This window comes from Modestobacter sp. VKM Ac-2983 (assembly GCF_026967885.1).
Taxonomy (GTDB): Bacteria; Actinomycetota; Actinomycetes; order Mycobacteriales; family Geodermatophilaceae; genus Modestobacter.
This window is the reverse complement of record NZ_JAPVBK010000002.1, coordinates 975,500-994,512: the sequence shown is the minus strand read 5'-3', so window position 1 is coordinate 994,512 and position 19,013 is coordinate 975,500. Positions and strand designations below refer to the sequence as shown.

19 protein-coding genes are annotated in these 19,013 nt (G+C 74.7%); 5 read left to right on the top strand and 14 right to left on the bottom strand.

Going from position 1 to position 19,013, the window contains the following annotated elements; all coding sequences use genetic code 11:
• Positions 1-124: 124 nt before the first annotated feature.
• From O2W18_RS11175 to O2W18_RS11165, 3 genes are all read left to right on the top strand, one after another.
• Positions 125-1,492: a KamA family radical SAM protein gene (locus tag O2W18_RS11175; RefSeq protein WP_269187594.1), complete on the top strand. Its 1,368-nt coding sequence runs from the start codon at positions 125-127 to the stop codon at positions 1,490-1,492.
• A 135-nt stretch (positions 1,493-1,627) separates the two neighbouring features.
• On the top strand, positions 1,628-2,140 hold the full coding sequence (locus O2W18_RS11170) for a GNAT family N-acetyltransferase (protein ID WP_269187593.1): 513 nt from the start codon (positions 1,628-1,630) through the stop codon (positions 2,138-2,140).
• A 13-nt stretch (positions 2,141-2,153) separates the two neighbouring features.
• Positions 2,154-3,590, top strand: coding sequence for a lipase maturation factor family protein (locus O2W18_RS11165; protein WP_269187592.1), 1,437 nt, complete (start codon positions 2,154-2,156; stop codon positions 3,588-3,590).
• A gap of 3 nt (positions 3,591-3,593) precedes the next feature.
• On the opposite strand, the gene O2W18_RS11160 is transcribed toward O2W18_RS11165, so the two are convergent.
• Together O2W18_RS11160 and O2W18_RS11155 are read right to left on the bottom strand one after the other, a co-directional pair.
• A complete protein-coding gene (locus tag O2W18_RS11160; protein WP_269187591.1) occupies positions 3,594-4,460 on the bottom strand; it encodes a lysophospholipid acyltransferase family protein in 867 nt (288 codons plus the stop codon).
• A 44-nt stretch (positions 4,461-4,504) separates the two neighbouring features.
• Positions 4,505-5,662: a carboxylate-amine ligase gene (locus O2W18_RS11155; protein WP_269187590.1), complete on the bottom strand. Its 1,158-nt coding sequence runs from the start codon at positions 5,660-5,662 to the stop codon at positions 4,505-4,507.
• A 167-nt stretch (positions 5,663-5,829) separates the two neighbouring features.
• Here O2W18_RS11155 and O2W18_RS11150 point away from each other — a divergent pair, with 167 nt between their 5' ends.
• Positions 5,830-6,675, top strand: coding sequence for a hypothetical protein (locus O2W18_RS11150; RefSeq protein WP_269187589.1), 846 nt, complete (start codon positions 5,830-5,832; stop codon positions 6,673-6,675).
• Positions 6,676-6,688: 13 nt separating this feature from the next.
• On the opposite strand, the gene O2W18_RS11145 is transcribed toward O2W18_RS11150, so the two are convergent.
• The 4 genes from O2W18_RS11145 to O2W18_RS11130 are packed head-to-tail and all read right to left on the bottom strand — an operon-like array spanning position 6,689 to position 9,836.
• Positions 6,689-7,789 carry an Rv2578c family radical SAM protein gene (locus tag O2W18_RS11145; protein WP_269187588.1) on the bottom strand — a complete coding sequence of 367 codons (1,101 nt, stop codon included), beginning with the start codon at positions 7,787-7,789 and terminating at the stop codon, positions 6,689-6,691.
• 46 nt (positions 7,790-7,835) lie between these two features.
• Positions 7,836-8,171: a cupin domain-containing protein gene (locus tag O2W18_RS11140; protein ID WP_269187587.1), complete on the bottom strand. Its 336-nt coding sequence runs from the start codon at positions 8,169-8,171 to the stop codon at positions 7,836-7,838.
• 56 nt (positions 8,172-8,227) lie between these two features.
• Complete coding sequence (locus tag O2W18_RS11135) at positions 8,228-8,710, bottom strand: Lrp/AsnC family transcriptional regulator (protein ID WP_269187586.1); 483 nt, start codon at positions 8,708-8,710, stop codon at positions 8,228-8,230.
• The gene (locus O2W18_RS11130; protein WP_269187585.1) at positions 8,685-9,836 is read right to left on the bottom strand and encodes a M24 family metallopeptidase; all 1,152 of its coding nucleotides are present in this window, start codon (positions 9,834-9,836) and stop codon (positions 8,685-8,687) included. Before O2W18_RS11130 ends, O2W18_RS11135 begins: the two co-directional genes overlap by 26 nt.
• Positions 9,837-9,911: 75 nt before the next feature.
• On the opposite strand from O2W18_RS11130, the gene O2W18_RS11125 reads away from it, so the two are divergent.
• A complete protein-coding gene (locus O2W18_RS11125) occupies positions 9,912-10,820 on the top strand; it encodes a 5'-3' exonuclease (RefSeq protein ID WP_269187718.1) in 909 nt (302 codons plus the stop codon).
• A 9-nt stretch (positions 10,821-10,829) separates the two neighbouring features.
• On the opposite strand, the gene O2W18_RS11120 is transcribed toward O2W18_RS11125, so the two are convergent.
• The 8 genes from O2W18_RS11120 to O2W18_RS11085 form a co-directional block, all read right to left on the bottom strand.
• The gene (locus O2W18_RS11120) at positions 10,830-11,099 is read right to left on the bottom strand and encodes a DUF4333 domain-containing protein (RefSeq protein ID WP_269187584.1); all 270 of its coding nucleotides are present in this window, start codon (positions 11,097-11,099) and stop codon (positions 10,830-10,832) included.
• Between the two features lie 504 nt (positions 11,100-11,603).
• Entirely contained in the window at positions 11,604-14,429 is a 2,826-nt protein-coding gene (locus tag O2W18_RS11115) for a DEAD/DEAH box helicase (RefSeq protein ID WP_269187583.1), read from the bottom strand.
• A 9-nt stretch (positions 14,430-14,438) separates the two neighbouring features.
• The gene (locus tag O2W18_RS11110) at positions 14,439-15,395 is read right to left on the bottom strand and encodes a diacylglycerol/lipid kinase family protein (protein ID WP_269187582.1); all 957 of its coding nucleotides are present in this window, start codon (positions 15,393-15,395) and stop codon (positions 14,439-14,441) included.
• Between the two features lie 16 nt (positions 15,396-15,411).
• Positions 15,412-16,323 (bottom strand): twin-arginine translocase subunit TatC, encoded by a 912-nt coding sequence (gene tatC / locus O2W18_RS11105; protein WP_269187581.1) that lies wholly within the window; start codon positions 16,321-16,323, stop codon positions 15,412-15,414.
• A gap of 43 nt (positions 16,324-16,366) precedes the next feature.
• Positions 16,367-16,693 carry a Sec-independent protein translocase subunit TatA gene (gene tatA, locus O2W18_RS11100; protein ID WP_269172774.1) on the bottom strand — a complete coding sequence of 109 codons (327 nt, stop codon included), beginning with the start codon at positions 16,691-16,693 and terminating at the stop codon, positions 16,367-16,369.
• Positions 16,694-16,796: 103 nt separating this feature from the next.
• The gene (locus O2W18_RS11095; protein WP_269187580.1) at positions 16,797-17,003 is read right to left on the bottom strand and encodes a hypothetical protein; all 207 of its coding nucleotides are present in this window, start codon (positions 17,001-17,003) and stop codon (positions 16,797-16,799) included.
• A 51-nt stretch (positions 17,004-17,054) separates the two neighbouring features.
• Positions 17,055-18,020, bottom strand: coding sequence for a helix-turn-helix transcriptional regulator (locus O2W18_RS11090; RefSeq protein ID WP_269187579.1), 966 nt, complete (start codon positions 18,018-18,020; stop codon positions 17,055-17,057).
• Positions 18,017-18,994: a helix-turn-helix transcriptional regulator gene (locus O2W18_RS11085; RefSeq protein WP_269187578.1), complete on the bottom strand. Its 978-nt coding sequence runs from the start codon at positions 18,992-18,994 to the stop codon at positions 18,017-18,019. The genes O2W18_RS11090 and O2W18_RS11085 overlap by 4 nt, the downstream gene beginning before the upstream one ends.
• Between the last annotated feature and the right edge of the window lie 19 nt (positions 18,995-19,013).

Below are 19,013 nucleotides of genomic sequence, written 5' to 3'. Positions count from 1 at the left end.
CGTCGTCCCTTCGTCTTCCCTGACGAGATACCGGAGAACCTATCGCCATTCGACCCAGATGCCGAACTTCTTCCCGTAGGGTCGCGGTGTCGGAGTTGGAGACACCGCGCGGACAGGAGTTCCGGTGCTGGAGCAGCCCTACGAGTACACCGCCCGAGAGCTCATCGAGCCCGACTGGCGGCGGTTGCCCGGCTTCGCCGAGGTCACCGACGAGGACTGGCGCAGCGCCCAGTGGCAGCGCGCGCACTGCGTGAAGAACCTGCGCCAGCTCCGCGGGGTCTACGGCGACCTGCTGGACGAGTCCTTCTACGCCGACGTCGAGGCCGACCAGGCCGGCCGGGCCACGATGTCGCTGCTGCTGCCGCCGCAGATGCTGAACACGATGGTCCCCGGCCGCGCCCCCGACGCTGCCGCGATGCTGGCCGACCCGGTGCGTCGCTACATGCTCCCGGTCGCCTCCGACCGGCTGCCCGGCGACGAGGCAAGCCACCCGCACGCAGCCCGGGACTCCCTCCACGAGCACGAGATGTGGGCGGTCGAGGGCCTCACCCACCGCTACCCGACCAAGGTGCTGGCCGAGCTGCTGTCCACCTGCCCGCAGTACTGCGGGCACTGCACCCGGATGGACCTGGTCGGCAACTCCACCCCGGCGGTGGACAAGCTCCGCTTCGACCTGAAGCCGGTCGACCGGCAGGCCGAGATGCTCGCCTACCTGCGCCGCACCCCCGGCGTCCGGGACGTCGTCGTCTCCGGTGGCGACGTGGCCAACCTGCCGTTCAAGAACCTGGCCGCCTTCGTCGAGGGGCTCCTGGAGATCGACTCGATCCGCGACGTCCGGCTCGCCTCCAAGGCGCTGATGGGCCTCCCCCAGCACTGGCTGCAGCCCGAGGTCGTCGACGGGATGGGCCGGCTCGCGGCCATCGCGCGGGCACGGGGCGTCTCGCTGGCGGTGCACACCCACGTCAACGCCGCCCAGTCGGTGACCCCGCTGGTCGCCGAGGCCACCCGGGCCCTGCTGGCGGCCGGGGTGCGCGACGTGCGCAACCAGGGCGTGCTGCTGGCCGGGGTGAACGCCACCGCCGGGCAACTGCTGGACCTGTGCTTCGCGCTGCTCGACGGCGCCTCGATCACGCCCTACTACTTCTACATGTGCGACATGATCCCCAGCGCCGAGCACTGGCGGGTCTCACTGGGCACCGCGCAGACCCTGCAGCACGACGTCATGGGCTACCTGCCGGGCTTCGCGACCCCGCGGATCGTGTGCGACGTGCCCTACGTCGGCAAGCGCTGGGTGCACCAGGTCGCCGAGTACGACCGCGAGCGCGGCATCTCCTACTGGACGAAGAACTACCGCACCGGCATCGAGCGCACCGACGCCGACGCCCTCGACCGCCGCCATGCCTACTACGACCCGATCGCCGGCCTGCCCGCCGAGGGCCGCGCCTGGTGGGCCGCACACCGCGACCGCCAGCTGACCCCCGCCGGCTGCTGAAGGACTCCGCTGCCCGCGAGCCTCACGTGCGGGGTGCGGACCTCACCCCGGGGCGTGCGGTCCGCACCCCGGACGTGAGGACGGCGAACCCGCGGAGGCGTTTCCTCCGCCGCGGACGGCGGTAGCTCCCCGTGGGTGGAACTGCTGTGCACCGACCGGCTGCGGCTGCGGGCCTGGACGACGGGCGACGCCGACCTCGCCCGCCTCGCCGACCTGTACAGCCGGGACGAGGTGACCTGCTGGCTGGGCGGGGCACCGACGGTGCCGCCCGCCGAGCTGGTCGAGCGCTGGCGGCTGGTGCACGAGCTGGACCCGGCGCACGGGTGCTGGGCCATCGAGCCCCGGGGCGGGGGTCCACCGGCCGGCACGGTGCTGCTCAAGCCGCTCCCGCACGGGGTCGGTGAGGTCGAGGTCGGCTGGCACCTGCACCCCGACAGCTGGCGGCGCGGCTACGCCACCGAAGCGGCCCGGGCGGTCGTCGACCGGGCGTTCGACGACGGGCTGCTGGAGGTCTACGCCGTCGTCCGGCCGGGCAACGAGGCATCGCTGCGGGTCTGCGAGAAGCTGGGGATGCAGCCGCTGGGGCGCACCACCCGCTGGTACGGCACCGAGCTGGAGGCATTCCGGCTCGAGGCCCCGGCGGAGTGAGTCGAGGCGGAGCGTGGACTGGTTCGCCGACCCGGGCGCCTGGGCGGGCCGCTGGGTCTTCACCCGGGGTCTCGCGCTGGTCTACCTCATCGCCTTCGTAGCCGCGCTGCGCCAGGGGCGGGCGCTGCTGGGCACCGACGGCCTGACCCCGGTCCCCCGGTACCTGGCGTGGGCCTCCTGGAAACGGGCCCCGAGCCTGTTCCACCTGTACTGGTCCGACCGGTTCTTCGCCGGCTGCTGCTGGACCGGCATCGTGCTCTCGCTCGCCGCACTCGGCGGGCTGGCCGACCGCCTGCCCCTGGCGGGCTGGATGGCGCTGTGGGGGGTGCTCTGGGCGCTCTACCTGTCGATCGTGAACGTCGGCCAGATCTGGTACGGCTTCGGCTGGGAGTCACTGCTGCTGGAGGCCGGGTTCCTCGCCGTCTTCCTCGGCCCGGCGCACGTCGCCCCGCCCACGCTGGGCATGTGGCTGCTGCGCTGGCTGCTCTTCCGGCTGGAGTTCGGGGCCGGGCTGATCAAGATGCGCGGCGACCGGTGCTGGCGCGACCTCACGTGCCTGAACTGGCACCACGAGACCCAGCCGATGCCCAACCCGCTGAGCTGGTGGTTCCACCGGCTGAGCCCGCGGCTGCACCGGGTGGAGACGCTGGCCAACCACGTCACCCAGCTGGTCGTCGTCTTCGGCCTGCTCGCGCCGCAGCCGATCGCCGGGGTGGTGGCGCTGGTCATCGTGGTCACCCAGGGGTACCTGCTGGTCAGCGGCAACTTCGCCTGGCTCAACGCGCTCACCCTGGTGCTGGCCCTGTCGGTGGTCGACGGGCGCTGGCTGGCCGCCGTCCTGCCGGTCGACCGTCCCGACCAGCTCGCCTCCCCCACCTGGTTCGTCGCGGTGGTGCTCGGGCTGGCGGTGCTGGTCGCCGCCCTCAGCGTGGCGCCGGTGCGCAACCTGCTGTCGCCCGCGCAGCGGATGAACACCAGCTTCGACCCGCTCCGGCTGGTGAACAGCTACGGCGCCTTCGGCTCGGTGACCAAGGTGCGCCGGGAGCTGGTCGTGGAGGCCACCGACGACCCCGTGCCCGACGCGGTGTGGCGTGAGTACGAGTTCCGCGGCAAGCCCGGCGACGTCCACCGCCGTCCGCCCCAGTGGGCGCCCTACCACCTGCGGCTCGACTGGCTGATGTGGTTCGTGGCCCTCTCCCCCGCCTACGGCCGGGCCTGGCTGCTGCCCTTCCTGGACAAGCTGCTGGCCGCCGACCGGGCCACGTTGCGGCTGCTGCGGTCGGCGCCCTTCGGCGCCGACCGCCCGGCTGCCGTGCGCGTGCTGGTCTACCGCTACCGGTTCACCACCCGGGAGGAGCGGCGGGAGACGGGTGCCTGGTGGCACCGCACGTACGAACGGGAGATGGTCGCCCCGCTCACCGCGGACGACGTCGCCACGCGGGTGCGCTGAGGGTCAGCGGCGGGCGCGGGCGAGCAGCTGCTTGGCGCGGGCCAGCGGGTGCGGGGCCTTCACCTTGGTCCGGTTCCCTGCGGCGTAGTCGGCGTCGTTGACGGCGGCGATCTCCGGGGTCGGCGCGGTGCCGCCCAGGTGGGCCGGCTGCCACCAGCGGTCGTCGTCCCCGGCCGGCTGGTCCGGGTAGGTGCGCTGCGCCTCGTCCAGCAGCTCCACCATCGCCGCCTTGATCCGGCGCAGGAGGGCCTGCGGCTTCTCCCCCGGCTCCGGGTAGAGCGGCTCACCGATGATCACCGTCACCGGCACGTCGCGGCGCAGCACGAACTTGTGCGCCTTCGTGGCGACGCGGTGCCCACCCCACACCGCGGCGGGGAGCACGGGCACCCCGGCCTCGACCGCCATCCGCGCCGCGCCCGCCTTGACGTCCTTGACGGTGAACGACGTGCTGATCGTCGCCTCGGGGAAGATCCCGACGACGTTGCCCTCCTTCAGCGCGAGGACGGCGGCGTCGAAGGCCGAGGCCCCGGCCTTGCGGTCGACCGGGATGTGGTGCATGGCGCGCATGAACGGCCCGGCGAACCAGTGCCCGAAGATGGCCGCCTTCGCCATGAACCGCACCAGCCGGTGCTGCGGCAGCGCCGCGAGCCCGAGGTAGGTGAAGTCGAAGTAGGAGACGTGGTTGCTGCAGATGACCGCCCCACCGGTGGCCGGCACGTGCTCCTGCCCGCGGAGGTCGAAGCGGAAGCGGAACAGCCGGAAGACGACGAGGACGACCCGGATCACCGACCGGTACGGGCGGTCCCGGGGGTCCGGCTTCGGCCCGAACAGGTCCCGGCGGGCGACGTCGCCCCAGCTGGCCGTGTACATGAGCGGACCCTAACCAACCCGGGTGGAAGAGCGGCGTCCCGGCCTCAGTCGCCGTGGGTGGCGGCGACCGCGGCCCGCACGACGGCGGTCGGGTCACCGGTCTCGCCGAAGACCGCGCGCTGCAGGGTCGCCCCGGTGCCGCGGCGCAGCACGGCGGCGACGCCCTCCTCCACCCGCTCGGCGTCCCCGCTGTCGCGCAGGGCCGCGCGGACGTGCTCGACCAGGGCGGCCACCACCTCGGCCGCCGGGGCGGGCTGGCCGGTCCGCGGGTCGACGAGGTCCCCGGTCAGGCCCGAGCGGCCGGCCCGCCAGCCGGCGACCCGGAGCACCTCGGTCCGCACCTCCGGCGCCGCGACGCCGGCCCGCCACTCCCGGGCCGCCGTCTCCACCAGGCCGCGCACCAGCCCGGCCAGCAGGACGGCGTCCTCCACCCGCAGGGCCACGTCGGACACCCGGACCTCCACCGTCGGCCAGGTCGCCGAGAGGCGAGCGTCGAAGTAGACCATCCCCTCGTCGAGCACCGTGTCGGTCGCGACCAGGTCGGCGATCAGCTGGTGGTACCGCGCCGGGGTGCCGAACACGGCGTTCGGGCCGGCCGAGGGCCACCGGTTCCAGACCTGGGAGCGGAAGCTGGCGTAGCCGGTCTCCCGCCCGGACCAGAACGGTGAGTTGGTGGTCAGCGCGGTGAGCACCGGCAGCCACACCCGGATGCGGTCGAGGACCGCGACCCCCTCCTCGTCGCCGTCCACGGAGACGTGCACGTGACAGCCGCAGGTGAGGACCTCCGCGGCGGTCGGGCCGAACACCTCGACCATCCGCGCGTACCGCTCCCCCGGCGTCGTCTCCGGCTCCACCGCCACCGGCGAGCTGGCCAGGGCCGCCACCCGGGCGCCCACCGTCGCAGCGGCCGCATCGGCACGGGAACGCCAGTGCCGCAGCTCCGCGGCCACCTCGTCCAGTCCGTGGCAGACCCGGGTGCCCAGCTCGATCTGCTGCTCCTTCAACTCGGGCACCAGCCGCGGACCACCCGAGGCGCCGCCGGGGTCGGGCGCCGCATCCGACTGCTCGGCCCGGTCGTGCTCCTGGACCGTCTCCCCCTCGCCGCGGCGGGCGGCCACCTCGAGGGCCTCCGGAGCCAGTGGCACGGGCGTGCCCGCCGGGTCCACGACGAGCAGCTCTTCCTCGACTCCCACGGTGCGCATCGACCCATGGTCACCGGGACCGGGGTGACCCTGCTGGCTGGGCCCGGCCGAGTGCGGTCGAGATCACCCGGTTGGTGATGCGCACCCGGAGGGTGCGCCGGGTGTCCATGTCAGGTGACGACGACGATGAGTCGCGACATTGTTGGGGATAACGGTAGTATCTCGCCATGTCAGGTGCATGGCAGCCGCCGCTGCCGGACATGCCGGCCCCACCCCCAGTGCGCGCCTGGGCCCGGTTGCCCGGGCCGCCGGGGTACGAGCCGCAGTGGCGGCGGTTGGTCGAGGCGGCTCTGGAGCTGGGGCTGGGGCCCGATGCCCTGGCCGAGACCGGGCTAGAGCCGCTGGCCGCGGCTCGGGAGTGGAAGCCGGCCACCATCGCCCTGTACAGCAAGGTCGCCCGCTACGGCGGGATCGGGGTCCCCCGGGCCACCACGCCCGAGCCCGACCCGGTCACCCTCGACCTGCGGGAACTGACCCGGGTGCGCGGCGAGGCGCCGGAGCACCTGCGCTCGGTCGCCTGGTGTGCGCTCGCCCTGGGCTGGCCGGGGACGGTGGCGCAGTTCCGGGCCTTGCGCCGCGACCAGGTGCACGCGACGACCCGCCGTCTCCACGTGTGCACCGAGGACGGTGAGTGGTCCGTGCCCGGTGCGCTCACCGCCTGGCACGCCTGGGAGGCCGTCCGCAGCCGGTTCCCCGGCCTGGCCGCGAGCCCCTGGGTGCTGCCGGCCCTGCGGCGTGGGCCGGGCCCGAGCTCGCACGTCGGTGGGCAGCTCTCCACCCAGGCCCTGCAGGTGACGTTCGCCAAGCACGCCGTCCGTACCGCCACCGTCATGCGCGCCACGGCCCCGCCGAGCCGCCGGGAGCAGGTCGAGGAGCTGGCGGCCGACTACCTCACGCTCTCCTATGACTCCTACCGTCGGCTGGCGCTGGCCGGCGGGGCGCCGCCGGTGGGCCCCCGCGGGGCGGTGCGGGCACTCCGGGTCGTGGGCCGTCGCGCCCGGCTGGCCGGCTGAGCACCCACCCGCCTCAACACAGCGACAGCTGCTCGGGCGCCTCGTCGACGACCGCCGGCCGAGGTCGCCGGGTCGGCAGGCTGCCGGCCGGGAAGCCGGCCGACTCGTCCCCGGGGAGCCCGAGGCCGCTGCCGGTGTCGACGCCCCGTGCCGCTCCCCCGCTCTGCCGGTCCAGGCCGTACCGGGCCAGCACGGGTGCCACCCGGCCGACGAGCCAGCTGCGGTACTCGGCCGGCACGTAGGCGCCGCGGCCGTAGAGCTGGCGGTACCGGCCGACCAGCCCGGGGTGCTCCCGGGACAGCCAGGCGGTGAACCACTCCCGGGCACCCGGGCGCAGGTGCAGCGGCAACACGGTCACCCCGGTGGCCCCCGCCGCGGCGATGGCACCGATCGCCGCCTCCAGGTGGTCCATCCGGTCGGTGAGGCCGGGCAGCACCGGCGCCAGGAAGACCCCACAGGGCAGCCCGGCGTCGGTGATCGCCCGCACCAGGTCCAGCCGCGCCCGGGGCGTGGGGGCGCCGGGTTCCAGGGCGGCGTGCAGGTCGTCGTCCCAGATCGCCATCGACACGCCCATCCCCACCGGGACGTCGCGCGATGCGGCAGCGAGCCGGGGGATGTCGCGACGGGCCAGCGTGCCCTTGGTGAGCACCGAGAACGGGGTGCCGGACCGGGCCAGCGCGTCGATGATCCCGGGCATCAGCCGGTAGCGGCCCTCGGCCCGTTGGTACGGGTCGGTGTTGGTGCCCAGCGCCACGTGCTCCCGCTGCCACGACGGCCGGGCCAGCTCACGCCGCAGCACCTCGACGACGTTGGTCTTGACCACGATCTGCTGGTCGAAGTCGGCGCCGCTGTCCAGTTCCAGCCACTCGTGCGTGCCCCGGGAGTAGCAGTACACGCACGCATGGGAGCAGCCCCGGTAGGGGTTGACCGTGTGACCGAAGGGCATCGCGGAGCCCTTCGGCACCGCGTTCAGTGCGCTCTTGGCCCGTACCTCGTGGAAGGTCAGGCCCGGGAACTCCGGCACCTGCACGCTGCGCAGCAGGCCACGGACGTCGGGCAGCCCGGGCAGGGTGGTCGGTTCGTCGAAGTCCAGCCGCTGGGCGTCCCACCGCATGCGACCATCCGAACACATGTTCGATCGGCTGTCGAGCCACCTCGGGTCAGTCCGGTCCGAGGCCCCCGGACGGTGCGGTGGCGTCCCCGTCTTTGAGCTCGACGAAGAGGGTGTGCGTCGGCGTCGCGCCGATGTTCTCCCCGGCGTGCTCCTGCGCGGGGAGCCACCGGGCGGCTCCGGCGGGGAGCTCCACGTCGACCTCCCGACCGCCGGTGGACAGCCGCCTCCGGAACGAGCTCAGCGTGATCATCACGCTGTCCGGGTGCCGGTGTGGGGTGGTGCGGTGGCCCGGCGCGTCCTCGTACTCGAGCACCCGGACGCGGGCGTTCTCGAAGACCACGCGGTAGCTGTCGGGGTTGCTGCTGATCGGGTCGAGGTCCATGGGCCAACGTAGCGCCGGCCGACGTCGTCCGGTCCGGTCCTGTGCCCGCCGCCCGGTCAGACCGGCGGGCGGTCCTCGTAGAAGGTGGAGAGGACCACGGTGGTCCGGGTGGTCACGTTGGCTGCCGACCGGATCTCGTGCAGCAGCGCCTCGAGCGCATCGGGTGAGGCCACCCGGACCTTGAGGATGTAGCTCTCCACCCCGGCCACCGAGTGGCAGGCCTCGATGGCCGTCAGGTGCGCCAGCCGGGTCGGTGCGTCGTCGGGCTGCGCGGCCTCGATCGGGGTGATGGAGACGAAGGCGGTCAGTGGCAGCCCCAGCCCCTTGGCGTCCAGCTGCGCCGCGTAGCCGGTGATCAGCCCGCGCTGTTCCAGCCGGCGGACCCGCTGGTGCACCGCAGACACCGACAGCCCGACCCGCTCGGCCAGGTCGGTGAAGCTGGCCCGCCCGTCGCGGGCCAGGGCGCTCAGCAGTTCGCGGTCGACGTCCTGGGCCGCCGCCGGCCCGCCCGGCTCAGCCGGGGAGTTCGACGAGCTCACGTGGACCGTTGTTGAGGTTGCGGACCCCGTCGTCGGTGCAGACGACGATGTCCTCGATCCGGGCGCCGTAGCGGCCGGGCAGGTAGATGCCGGGCTCGACCGAGAAGGCCATCCCCGGCTCCAGCGGCAGGTCGTTGCCGGCGACGACGTAGGGCGCCTCGTGGGTGTCCAGCCCGATGCCGTGCCCGGTGCGGTGGATGAAGTGCTCACCGAAGCCGGCCTTGGTGATGACGTCGCGGGCGACGGCGTCGACCTGGGCGCAGGTGACGCCGGGGCGCACCGCGGCGACGGCCGCCGCCTGGGCCCGCTGCAGGACGGCGAACCACTCGATCAGGCCGCGGGCGGCGTGCCCGCCGACCAGGTAGGTGCGGGTGCAGTCGGAGCGGTAGCCGGTCGCCGTCTCCCCGCCGATGTCCACGACGACCATGTCCCCGGCCTCCACAACCCGGTCGGAGACCTCGTGGTGCGGGCTGGCGCCGTTGGGGCCCGAGCCGATGATCGTGAAGTCGACGCCGACGTGGCCCTCGGCGAGGATCGCCGCCGCGACGTCCGCGCCCACCTCGGCCTCGGTGCGGCCGACCCGCAGCCACTCCCCCATCCGGGCGTGCACCCGGTCGATCGCCGCACCGGCGATGGCCAGCTCCTCGATCTCGGCCGGTGTCTTGACCATCCGCAGCCGGTCGATGACCGGGCTGGCCAGCTCGAGCGCGGAACCGGGCAGCGCCCGCTGGATGCCCAGCGCATGCTCGGCCCAGGTGCGCGAGCCGACGGCCACCCGGGCCGGCGCCTTGCCCAGCCGGGCGGTGACCGCCTCGGCCAGCCGGGCGAAGGAGTCGTCGGTCTCGTCCCAGGCCAGCACCTCCAGCCCCAGCGAACCGGCCGGGGAGGCGGCGACCATCGGCGCCTCCAGCCGGGGCAGCACCAGCAGCGGCTCGCCTCGGCGGGGCACGGCCAGGGCGGTCAGCCGCTCCATGGCGTGCGCGTCGTAGCCGCAGAGGTAGCGCAGGTCGGAGCCGGGCGTGACGACGACGACGTCGATGCCCAGCTCGTCGGCGACGGCGCGGGCCGCGTGCACCCGGTCGATGGACACCAGCGGGGAGGAGGGAGGAGGAGAGACGGCGACCACGTGCGCAGACTATCCACGGAGCACGACAGGTCCGGCCGTCGTCACCGCACCGTTACCGTGCCCGGCGTGACGACGATGCTGCTGGACGCGGCGAGCCTGTACTTCCGCGCCTTCTACGGGGTGCCGACGAGCGTGACCGGGCCGCACGGCCGGCCGGTCAACGCCGTCCGCGGGTTCCTGGACATGACCGCCCGGCTGGTCGTCGCCCACCGGCCGCAACGGCTGGTCGCCTGCTGGGACGACGACTGGCGCCCGGCGTTCCGGGTCGCGGCCCTGCCCAGCTACAAGGCGCACCGGGTGGCGCCCGCAGGAGGTGAGGAGGTGCCCGACGAGCTCGGGCCGCAGGTGCCGGTGCTGGCCGACGTGCTCGCCGCCGCCGGGCTGACCCGGCTGGGCGCCCCCGGTTACGAGGCCGACGACGTGATCGGGACCCTCGCCACCCGGGCCCGCGGGCCGGTCGACGTGGTCACCGGCGACCGGGACCTCTTCCAGCTGGTCGATGACGCCCGCGACGTCCGGGTGCTCTACACCAACCGCGGCATCAACGACCTCGAGTTCGTCGACGAGGCGGCGGTCGCGGCCAAGTACGGCATCCCGGGCCGCTCCTACGCCGACTTCGCGGTCCTCCGCGGCGACCCCAGCGACGGGCTCCCCGGGGTGTCCGGCGTCGGGGCGAAGACGGCCGCCGCGCTGATCAACGAGTTCGGCTCCCTGGCCGGCATCCGGGAGGCGGCCGCCCGCACCGCCGTCCCGAGGGCGCCGCTGACCGCCGCCGTGCTGAAGAAGCTGCACGCGGCCGCGGACTACCTCGACGCCGCCCCCGAGGTGGTCGCCGTCGTCACCACCATCGACCTGCCCCCGGTGGACGGCGCACTGCCCCGCGAGCCGGCCGACGCCGAGGCGCTCGCGGCGCTGGCCGAGGAGCACGGCCTGGAGTCCTCGGTCCGCCGGCTGGGGTCGGCGCTGGGGTGGGACCGGGGCTGAACGGCCCCGTCAGCCCGCGTCCCAGGTGTAGTCGCCGCCCTCGCCGCGGAGCGTGATCGTGACGGTGACCGGTTCGCCGTCGGTGGTGCGGCCGGCGCAGGAGTAGGTGGCGCCGTCGCGGACCGGGAGCTCCTCGCCGCAGCTGAGGTCCAGCGCGACGCCCTCCCGGTCCTCGAACTGGCCCGCGACGGCGCGCTCGACCGCCGCCGGGTCGAGCCGGGTGGAGCCGAACGGGGACGGCAGGGTGAGCGCGGCAGCCACCAGCAGGACCGCCAGCACCAGCAGGCCCAGCCGCCGAGGTCGCCGGGACGGGGTCCGGGCCGGGGGCGCGGGCGGACCCCAGCCGCCGGGGAACCCCTGGTGGTCGGGGAACTGCCCCGACGGCGGGCCCCAGCCACCCGGCCGACCGGGCCCGCCGGTCGGCGGGCCCCAACCGCCGGACGGCCCGTGCTGATGCGGCTGGCCGTACGGGGGCGGGGGCCCGTACCGAGGGGGCGTCCCGAACGGGCCCGGCTGGACGTAAGGGCCCGGCTGGTCCGGCCGGGGAGACCCAGCCCAGCCCTGGTGCTCCGCCGGCCGTCCCGGGGCGGCCGGGGGCGGCCCCCAGTCGCCCTGCGCGCCGCTGCCTCCCGGTGGCGGCCGGGAGCCGGGCGCAGCACCCGTCGGGCGCGCCCACGGGGACTGCGGGTCCTCGCCCTGTGGCGGCTGGCTCATCGTCGCTCCTCGATCGGGCCCGGCACCCCGGGGCGGGCCGATTGTGTCCCACCGGCCGCAGACCCCGGCTCAGTCGGTGACGGCGACCGCCACCACCCCGCGGCGGACCCGGCCCACGGCGGCGCGCGCCACCCCGGCCAGCGGGTCGTCGGCGACCTTGGCGAGCTGGTCGAGCAGGTCGATCAGCTGCCGGGCCCAGCGGACGAAGTCGCCGCCGGAGAGCTCGGTCCCGGCCTGTTCCGCCCCGGCCAGCACCCGGTCGAGGCTCTGGCCGTCGGCCCACCGGTAGGCGGCCCAGACGAAGCCCAGGTCCAGGTCGCGGGTCACCGGGACGGCGTGCTCCCGCTCCACGTCGGAGAGCGCCGTGTGCACCCTGCGCATCTCGGCGAGGGCCCCGGCGACCTTCCCGGCGGGCACGGAGGGCTGGGCGGCGCTGTCCCGGCGGGCCTCGAACACCAGCGCGGAGACGCAGCCGGCGAGCTCGGCGGGGGTGAGCCCGCGGAAGGCACCGGCGCGCAGGCACTCCGCGGTCAGCAGGTCGGTCTCCGACCAGATCCGGCCCAGCCGCCGGCCGGCGTCGGTGACCACTGCCGCGTCCCCGCTGTCCGGCGCCGTCCGGGGCTGCAGGTAGCCCAGTTCGGTGAGGACGTCGCAGGTGCGGTCGAACTGCTGGGTCAGCGAGTTGGTGCGGTCGGCGATCTGCCGGCGCAGCCGCTCGGCGTCGCGCAGCTCGCGCAGCCAGCGGTCAGCGGCGCGCACCCGGTCCTCTCGGTCGGGGAGCCCGTGCACCGGGTGGACGCGCAGCGCGTGCCGGAGGTCGGCGAGCACCGGGTCGTCGTCGGCCGCGGACCTGCCCTTGGCGCGCCGGGCGCCCAGACCGTTCTCCGCACGGGCGTTGCGCAACGTCGAGGCGAGGTCCCGGCGGGCGTGCGGGCTGCGGTGGTTGAAGTTCTTCGGCACCTTCACCCGGGCCAGGGCGCTCACCGGGGACGGGAAGTCGCCCGAGGCGAGCCGACCGGCCCACTTGTCCTCGGTCAGCACCAGAGGGCGGGGGTCGGTGAGCTCGGTGACCCCCGGGTCGAGCACGACGGCCAGCCCCTGGCGTCGTCCGCTCGGCACCCGGATGACGTCCCCGGCCCGCAGCGCGGCCAGCGACTCGGCGGCCTCCATCCGGCGCTTGGCCTGGGTGTCCCGGGACAGCGCCTTCTCCCGCTCGGAGATCTCCATCCGCAGCCTGGCGTAGCCGGCGACGTCCAGCACGGCCGCGCTGAGGCCGGCGTTCATCTCCTTGAGCAGCCGGGCGGCGTCCTCCTCGTGCCGGGCGGCCGAACGGGCCAGGCCGACCACCGACCGGTCGGCCTGGAACTGCGCGAAGGAGGAGGCGAGCAGCTCACGGGCGCGCTCCCGGCCGAAGGCACCGACCAGGTTCACGGCCATGTTGTAGCTGGGCCGGAAGGAGGACCGCAGCGGGTAGGTGCGGGTGCTGGCCAGCCCGGCGACGGCTGCCGGGTCGACGCCGGGCGCCCACACGACGACGGCGTGCCCCTCGATGTCGATGCCGCGCCGGCCGGCCCGGCCGGTCAGCTGGGTGTACTCCCCCGGGGTCACGTCCGCGTGGGCCTCGCCGTTCCACTTCACCAGCCGCTCGAGGACGACGGTGCGCGCCGGCATGTTGATGCCCAGCGCGAGGGTCTCGGTGGCGAACACCGCCTTGGCCAGGCCGCGGACGAAGCACTCCTCGACGGTCTCCTTGAACGCCGGCACCAACCCGGCGTGGTGGGCGGCGAACCCGGCGAGCAGGCCCTCCCGCCACTCCCAGAAGCCCAGGACGTGCAGGTCCTCCTCGGGCAGGGAACCGGTGCGCCGGTCGATGATCTCGGCGATCGCCCGGCGCTCGGTCTCGTCGGTCAGCCGCATCCCCGAGCCCAGGCACTGGTGCACCGCGGCGTCGCAGCCGTTGCGGCTGAACACGAAGGTGATCGCCGGGAGCAGCCCGGCGCGGTCGAGTCGCTCGATCACCTCCGGCCGGGAGGGCGGCCGGTAGCGGGGCTTGTGGCTGAACCCGCCCCGGGTGCCGCCCCCGCCACCGGACCAGCTGTCGTAGCGCCGCTCCTGCTCGTGCACGTAGCGGACCAGCTCCGGGTCGACGACCGCGCGGCCGCGCTCGCGGGTGGACAGCCCGCGCGGGGTCTGCTCCCACTCCGCCGCGTGCGCCGCGGGCCGCAGCGCGAAGAGGTCGAACACCCGTCCGCCGACCAGCATGTGCTGCCAGAGCGGGATCGGCCGCACCTCGCTGACCACGACCCGGGTGTCCCCGCGGACGGTGACCAGCCAGTCGGCGAACTCCTCGGCGTTGCTGACCGTGGCCGACAGCGAGACCAGCCGGACGTGCTCGGGGAGGTGGATGATCACCTCTTCCCAGACCGCCCCGCGGAACCGGTCGGCCAGGTAGTGCACCTCGTCCATCACGACGTAGCCGAGGTCGGTCAACGCCGGGGAGTCGACGTAGAGCATGTTGCGCAGCACCTCGGTGGTCATCACGACCACGGGGGCGTCGCCGTTGATGGCGTTGTCCCCGGTGAGCAGCCCGACCTTCGCCGACCCGTACCGGTCGCAGAGGTCGCGGTACTTCTGGTTGCTGAGCGCCTTGATCGGCGTGGTGTAGAAGGCCTTGCGGCCCTCCTGCAGCGCCTTGTGGACCGCGAACTCCCCCACCACCGTCTTGCCGGCTCCGGTCGGGGCGCAGACCAGCACGCCCGAGCCCTCCTCCAGCGCCTCGCACGCCTCCACCTGGAACGGGTCCAGGGAGAAGCCGAGGTCGGCGGTGAAGTCCGAGAGGATGGGGTGTGCGTTCCGCCGGCGGGCAGCCGCGTAACGCTCAGCCGGGCTCGACATGCCCCCACGTTAGGCGCTCTTCCCCCGCGCCACCGCTCGTCCCCCGCCACCACCAACATGGCCATTGTGGTGGCGAGGGGCGGTGCCGAGGACGGTGACGGCGCCGGGCACGCAGACCGTCGTGGCCGGGAGCGCGCCGATCGGCTCGCCGTCGGCCCAGGTGGTCAGGCCGGCACCGGCGAGGCCGACCTCGCGGCCGCGGAGCACGGTGACGGCGGGGTGGCCGACGTGGCTGCCGTCCGCGAGCCGGGGGCGGGTGCGCACCAGCTCCCGGCGGCTGACCGGCCCGATGACGACGACCTCCAGCAGCCCGTCGGCCGGGTCGGCGCCGGGCGCGATCTTCAGCCCGCCGCCGTACCAGGAGGTGTTGCCGACCGCGACCAGGGTGACCTCCCGTTCGCGGACGGCGCCGTCGACGGTGAGCGTCACCGCGCGGGGCCGCAGCTGGGCCAGCTCGAGCAGGATCGCCAGGTCGTAGCGGCGGGGGCCGCGGGGCCAGCGCAGCCGGTTGGCCCGGTCGGTGACCGCCGAGTCGAAGCCGCAGCACAGCACGGTGCCCCACCACCGCTCGCCGGTGCGGGCGGCGTCGATCTGCCGGCTGCGGCCGGCGTGCAGGTCCGCGGTGAGCGCGTGGGCGGCCTGCACCGGGTCGGCCGGTACGCCCAGGGCCGTGGCCAGGTCGTTGCCGCTGCCGGCGGGCAGCAGCGCCAGCGGGGTGGCGGTGCCGACCACCGCCTGGAGGGCGGCGTGCGCGGCGCCGTCACCTCCGAGGGCGGCGACCGCGGCGACCCCGTCGGCCACCGCGGCAGCGGCCTGCTGCTCCGCCGCGGTCCGGGTGGCGGCCGCCAGGACCCGCGGGCGCACCCCGCCGTCGGTGAGCGCAGCGATGACCGCCGCCGTCGACCGGGCGGCGCGCCCCCGCCCGGCGGCGGCGTTGACCAGGACGGCGACCTCGGGCCGCGTCACGCCGTGACCGGCCGGCTCAGCTTCGGAGGTGTTCCGGCTCGTCGATCGGGCTCGGGGTGGTGTCCAGCGGGCTGGCCGCCTCGATGCCCGGCGAGGCGTCGTCGTCGTCCAGCCCGGCCAGGCCCTCGGCCTCGGCGCGCTTGGCCCGCCGCTTGTCGACGACCCGGGCGATCTGGATCGCGATCTCGAACAGCACGCACATCGGTGCGGCCATCAGCAGCATCGTGAACGGGTCCTGGGTGGGCGTGATGAACGCGGCGAAGACGATGGTCAGGAAGTACAGCCAGCGCCGGCTCTTCGACAGCGCCTCATAGGAGAGGACGCCGACCAGGTTGAGCACCACGGCGACGAGCGGGAGCTCGAAGCTCACCCCGAAGGCGATCAGCAGCGAGATGACGAAGCCGAGGTAGTCCTGGGCGGTCAGCGCGATCGCCACGCCGTCGCCGGCGAGGCCGAGCAACAGCTCCAGGCCCTTGGACAGCGCGATGTAGGCCAGCGCGGCCCCCAGCGCGAACAGGCTGCTGGACACCGCCACGAAGGACAGGCCGTACCGCTTCTCGTTCCGCTTCAGCCCCGGGGTGATGAACGCCCACACCTGGTAGAGCCAGAACGGCGCGGAGATCACCACACCCACGAGGAAGGCGATCTTCAGCCGGATCAGCGCGCCCCCGAAGACGTCGGTGATCAGCAGCTCGCAGTCGCCGTCGCCGCCGGTGCCGAGCGCGCGCAGGTCGGTGTCCAGGCCGCAGTACGGCGCCCGGATGAACTCCCCCAGGCCCTGCTCGTACCACCAGAAGGCCACCGCCGTGCCGATCAGCACGAACAGCAGCGCGATGCCCACGCGGTTGCGGAACTCGCGGAGGTGGCCGATGAGGCTCATCGTCGCCGCGGCGTCCCGTTCGGGACGCCGCGGGCGGCGGTCACGCACTCGCCCTGCCAGGGTCACGGGCGGCAGTGGTCGGTGGTGCGGGTCAGCGCGTGCCGTCGGCGGCCGCCGACGAACGCACCTGCTCCGCGCGCGCCCGCATCTCGGCGGCCCGGGTCTCGGCGGCGGCGGCCTCGGCCTCGTAGTCGACGGCGCCCGGGTTCACGGCGGGGGCCACGATCTCGCCGGTGACCGGGGAGGTGCGGGCCTCGTCCTTGGCGCGCACGTCGTCGTCCTTCATGCCCTTCATCTCGCTCTTGAAGATGCGCATCGACCGGCCCATCGAGCGGGAGGCGTCGGGCAGCTTCTTGTAGCCGAAGAGCAGCAGGACGGCCAGGATGATGAGGCCGATCTCCATGGGGCCGAGGTTCATCGGACTCCTCCGAGTCGTGGGGGGCGTGCCGGGCTGACTCTACGCCCGGAACCCCGTCGGTCCAGGGCTGCGGACGGCTGTACCCACGCCGTCCACCTCCGGTTCAGTCGTCGGTTCCCGAGCGGTCCGCGCGCTGGGCGGCGGCCTTCTCCGCGGCGGCCTGGACCTCGACCAGCACGGGGCGGACGTCACGTTCCAGCGCCCGCAGCTCGCCGTCGAGCCGCCCGGCGGCGCCGAACAACCCGTACCCGAGCACGCCGAGCACCAGCAGGGCCAGCACGGGGACGACGATCCACACGATCAGCAGCACGGGGCGGAGCCTAACCGGCGCAGCCCTCCCGGGCGCCGGGTGCGCTGCGGGTCAGTCCGCGTACCGGGCCAGCGCGGCGCGGGCCTCCTCGGCGACCTGGGTGGCGAGCTCGACCGGCTCGTCCACCGCGGCCGCCCCGCCCAGCGAGGCCACCAGCCGGCGGGCCCAGCCCAGGTCCGACGTGCGCACCGTGACCGCCAGCCCACCCGGGGGGTCGGTCACCTCGGTCTGCTCCTCCACCGGGTAGTAGTCGGCGACCCAGCGGGCGGTGCGGGCCAGCCGCAGCCGGACGAGCGGCTCCGCCGGGCCGGGCTGGTAGAGCCCGTCGGCCAGGTCCCGCTCGTGCGCCTGGGGCGGCGGCGCGGCCGGCTCGTCGAGCACGGCGACGTCGTCGATCCGGTCCAGCCGGAACAGCCGGACGCCCTCGGCGTTCCGGCACCACGCCTCCAGGTACCAGTGGCCGTCGACCAGCAGCAGGCGCATCGGGTCGACGGTGCGCTCGGTGCGCTCGTCCCGGCTGGGCACGTAGTAGTGCAGGTGCAGGGCGCGGTGCCGCTCCAGCCCGTCCCGGACGACGGCGAGGGACTGCGCACGGGCGTCGACGCTCACCGCGACCGGCGCCCGCACCTCCGCCGGGTGCCCGGCCGCGGCCGAGACCTTGGCCAGCGCCCGGCTCACCGCCTCGCCCTCGGCCAGCCCGGGCAGCTCCAGCAGCGTGCGCAGCGCGACGATCAGCGCGACCGCCTCGTCGGTGGACAACCGCAGCGGGCGGACCATCCCGGCGGTGAAGGTGATCCGCACCCGGTCGCCCTCGAACGCCAGGTCGATGAGGTCGCCCGGGCCGTGCCCGGGGAGGCCGCAGACCCAGAGCAGGTCCAGGTCCCGGCGCAGCTGGGCCTCGGTGACGCCGAAGTCGGCGGCCGCGTCGGCCAGCCGGACCCCGTCGGGGCGGGCGGTCAGGTAGGGCACCAGCGCGAGCAGCCGGGTCATCCGCTCGGCGGTGCTGGGGGCCGTCATGCCCGCTCCCCCACGGCGGCGAGCCGGCTGAGCCGTTCCACGACCGCCTCGCGCATCCGCTGCGGGGCCTCGACGAGCACGTCCGGGCCGTAGGCGGCCAGCTGGTCGGCCAGCGCCCAGGGCGCGGTGGTGCGCAGCTCCAGCCGGTCGTCCCCGTCGTCCGCAGGCCCCAGCGGCGTGGCGTGCCGGCGCAGGCCGATCGCGGTGCCCGGCCGGGCCCGGACGACGACGAGCTGTTCCTCCCGCCGCTCCGAGCCGGCCACCACCGAGGCGAGGTCGAGGTCGGCCGGCGGCTCGAAGGCACCGGCCGGTCCGCTGGCCCGCGGCGTCCCGGTGACCCGGGACAGCCGGAACACCCGGGTCGCCTGCCGGTCCAGGTCGTGGCCGACCAGGTACCAGCGGCCGTGCCAGGCCACCAGGCCCCACGGCTGCACCCGGCGGCGGCTGGCGGTCTCCTCGTCGGGACGGCGGTAGTCGAAGGCGAGCGCACGGCGGTCGCGCGCCGCCGCGTAGCAGGGCTCGAAGGCCGGCTCACCGGCGTCCAGGCGCGGCTGGATGGACAGGCCGCGGGACTGGTCGACCTCCACCCCGGCGGCGCGCAGCTTCACCAGGGCGCTCTGCGCGGCGCCGGCGAGCTGCGCGGACTGCCACAGGCGCAGGGCCAGCCCGACGGCGGCCGCCTCCTCCGCGGTCAGGGTGATCTCGGGCAGCTCGTAGTCGGCCCGGGCGATGCGGTAGCCGTCCTCGGTGTCGAAGGCGCTGGTGCGCCCGGTCTCCAGGGGGACGCCGATCTCCCGCAGCTCGGCCTTGTCCCGCTCGAACATCCGCTTGAACGCCTCGTCGGCGCGATCGGTGCCGTCGTCGGGCTCGTAGCCGGGCACGATCGAGCGGATCCTCGCCGCCGAGACGTACTGCCTGGTCCCGAGCAGGGCGATGACCAGGTTGACCAGTCGTTCTGCCCGCTTGGCTGCCACGGGACCAGGCTAGTGCTCA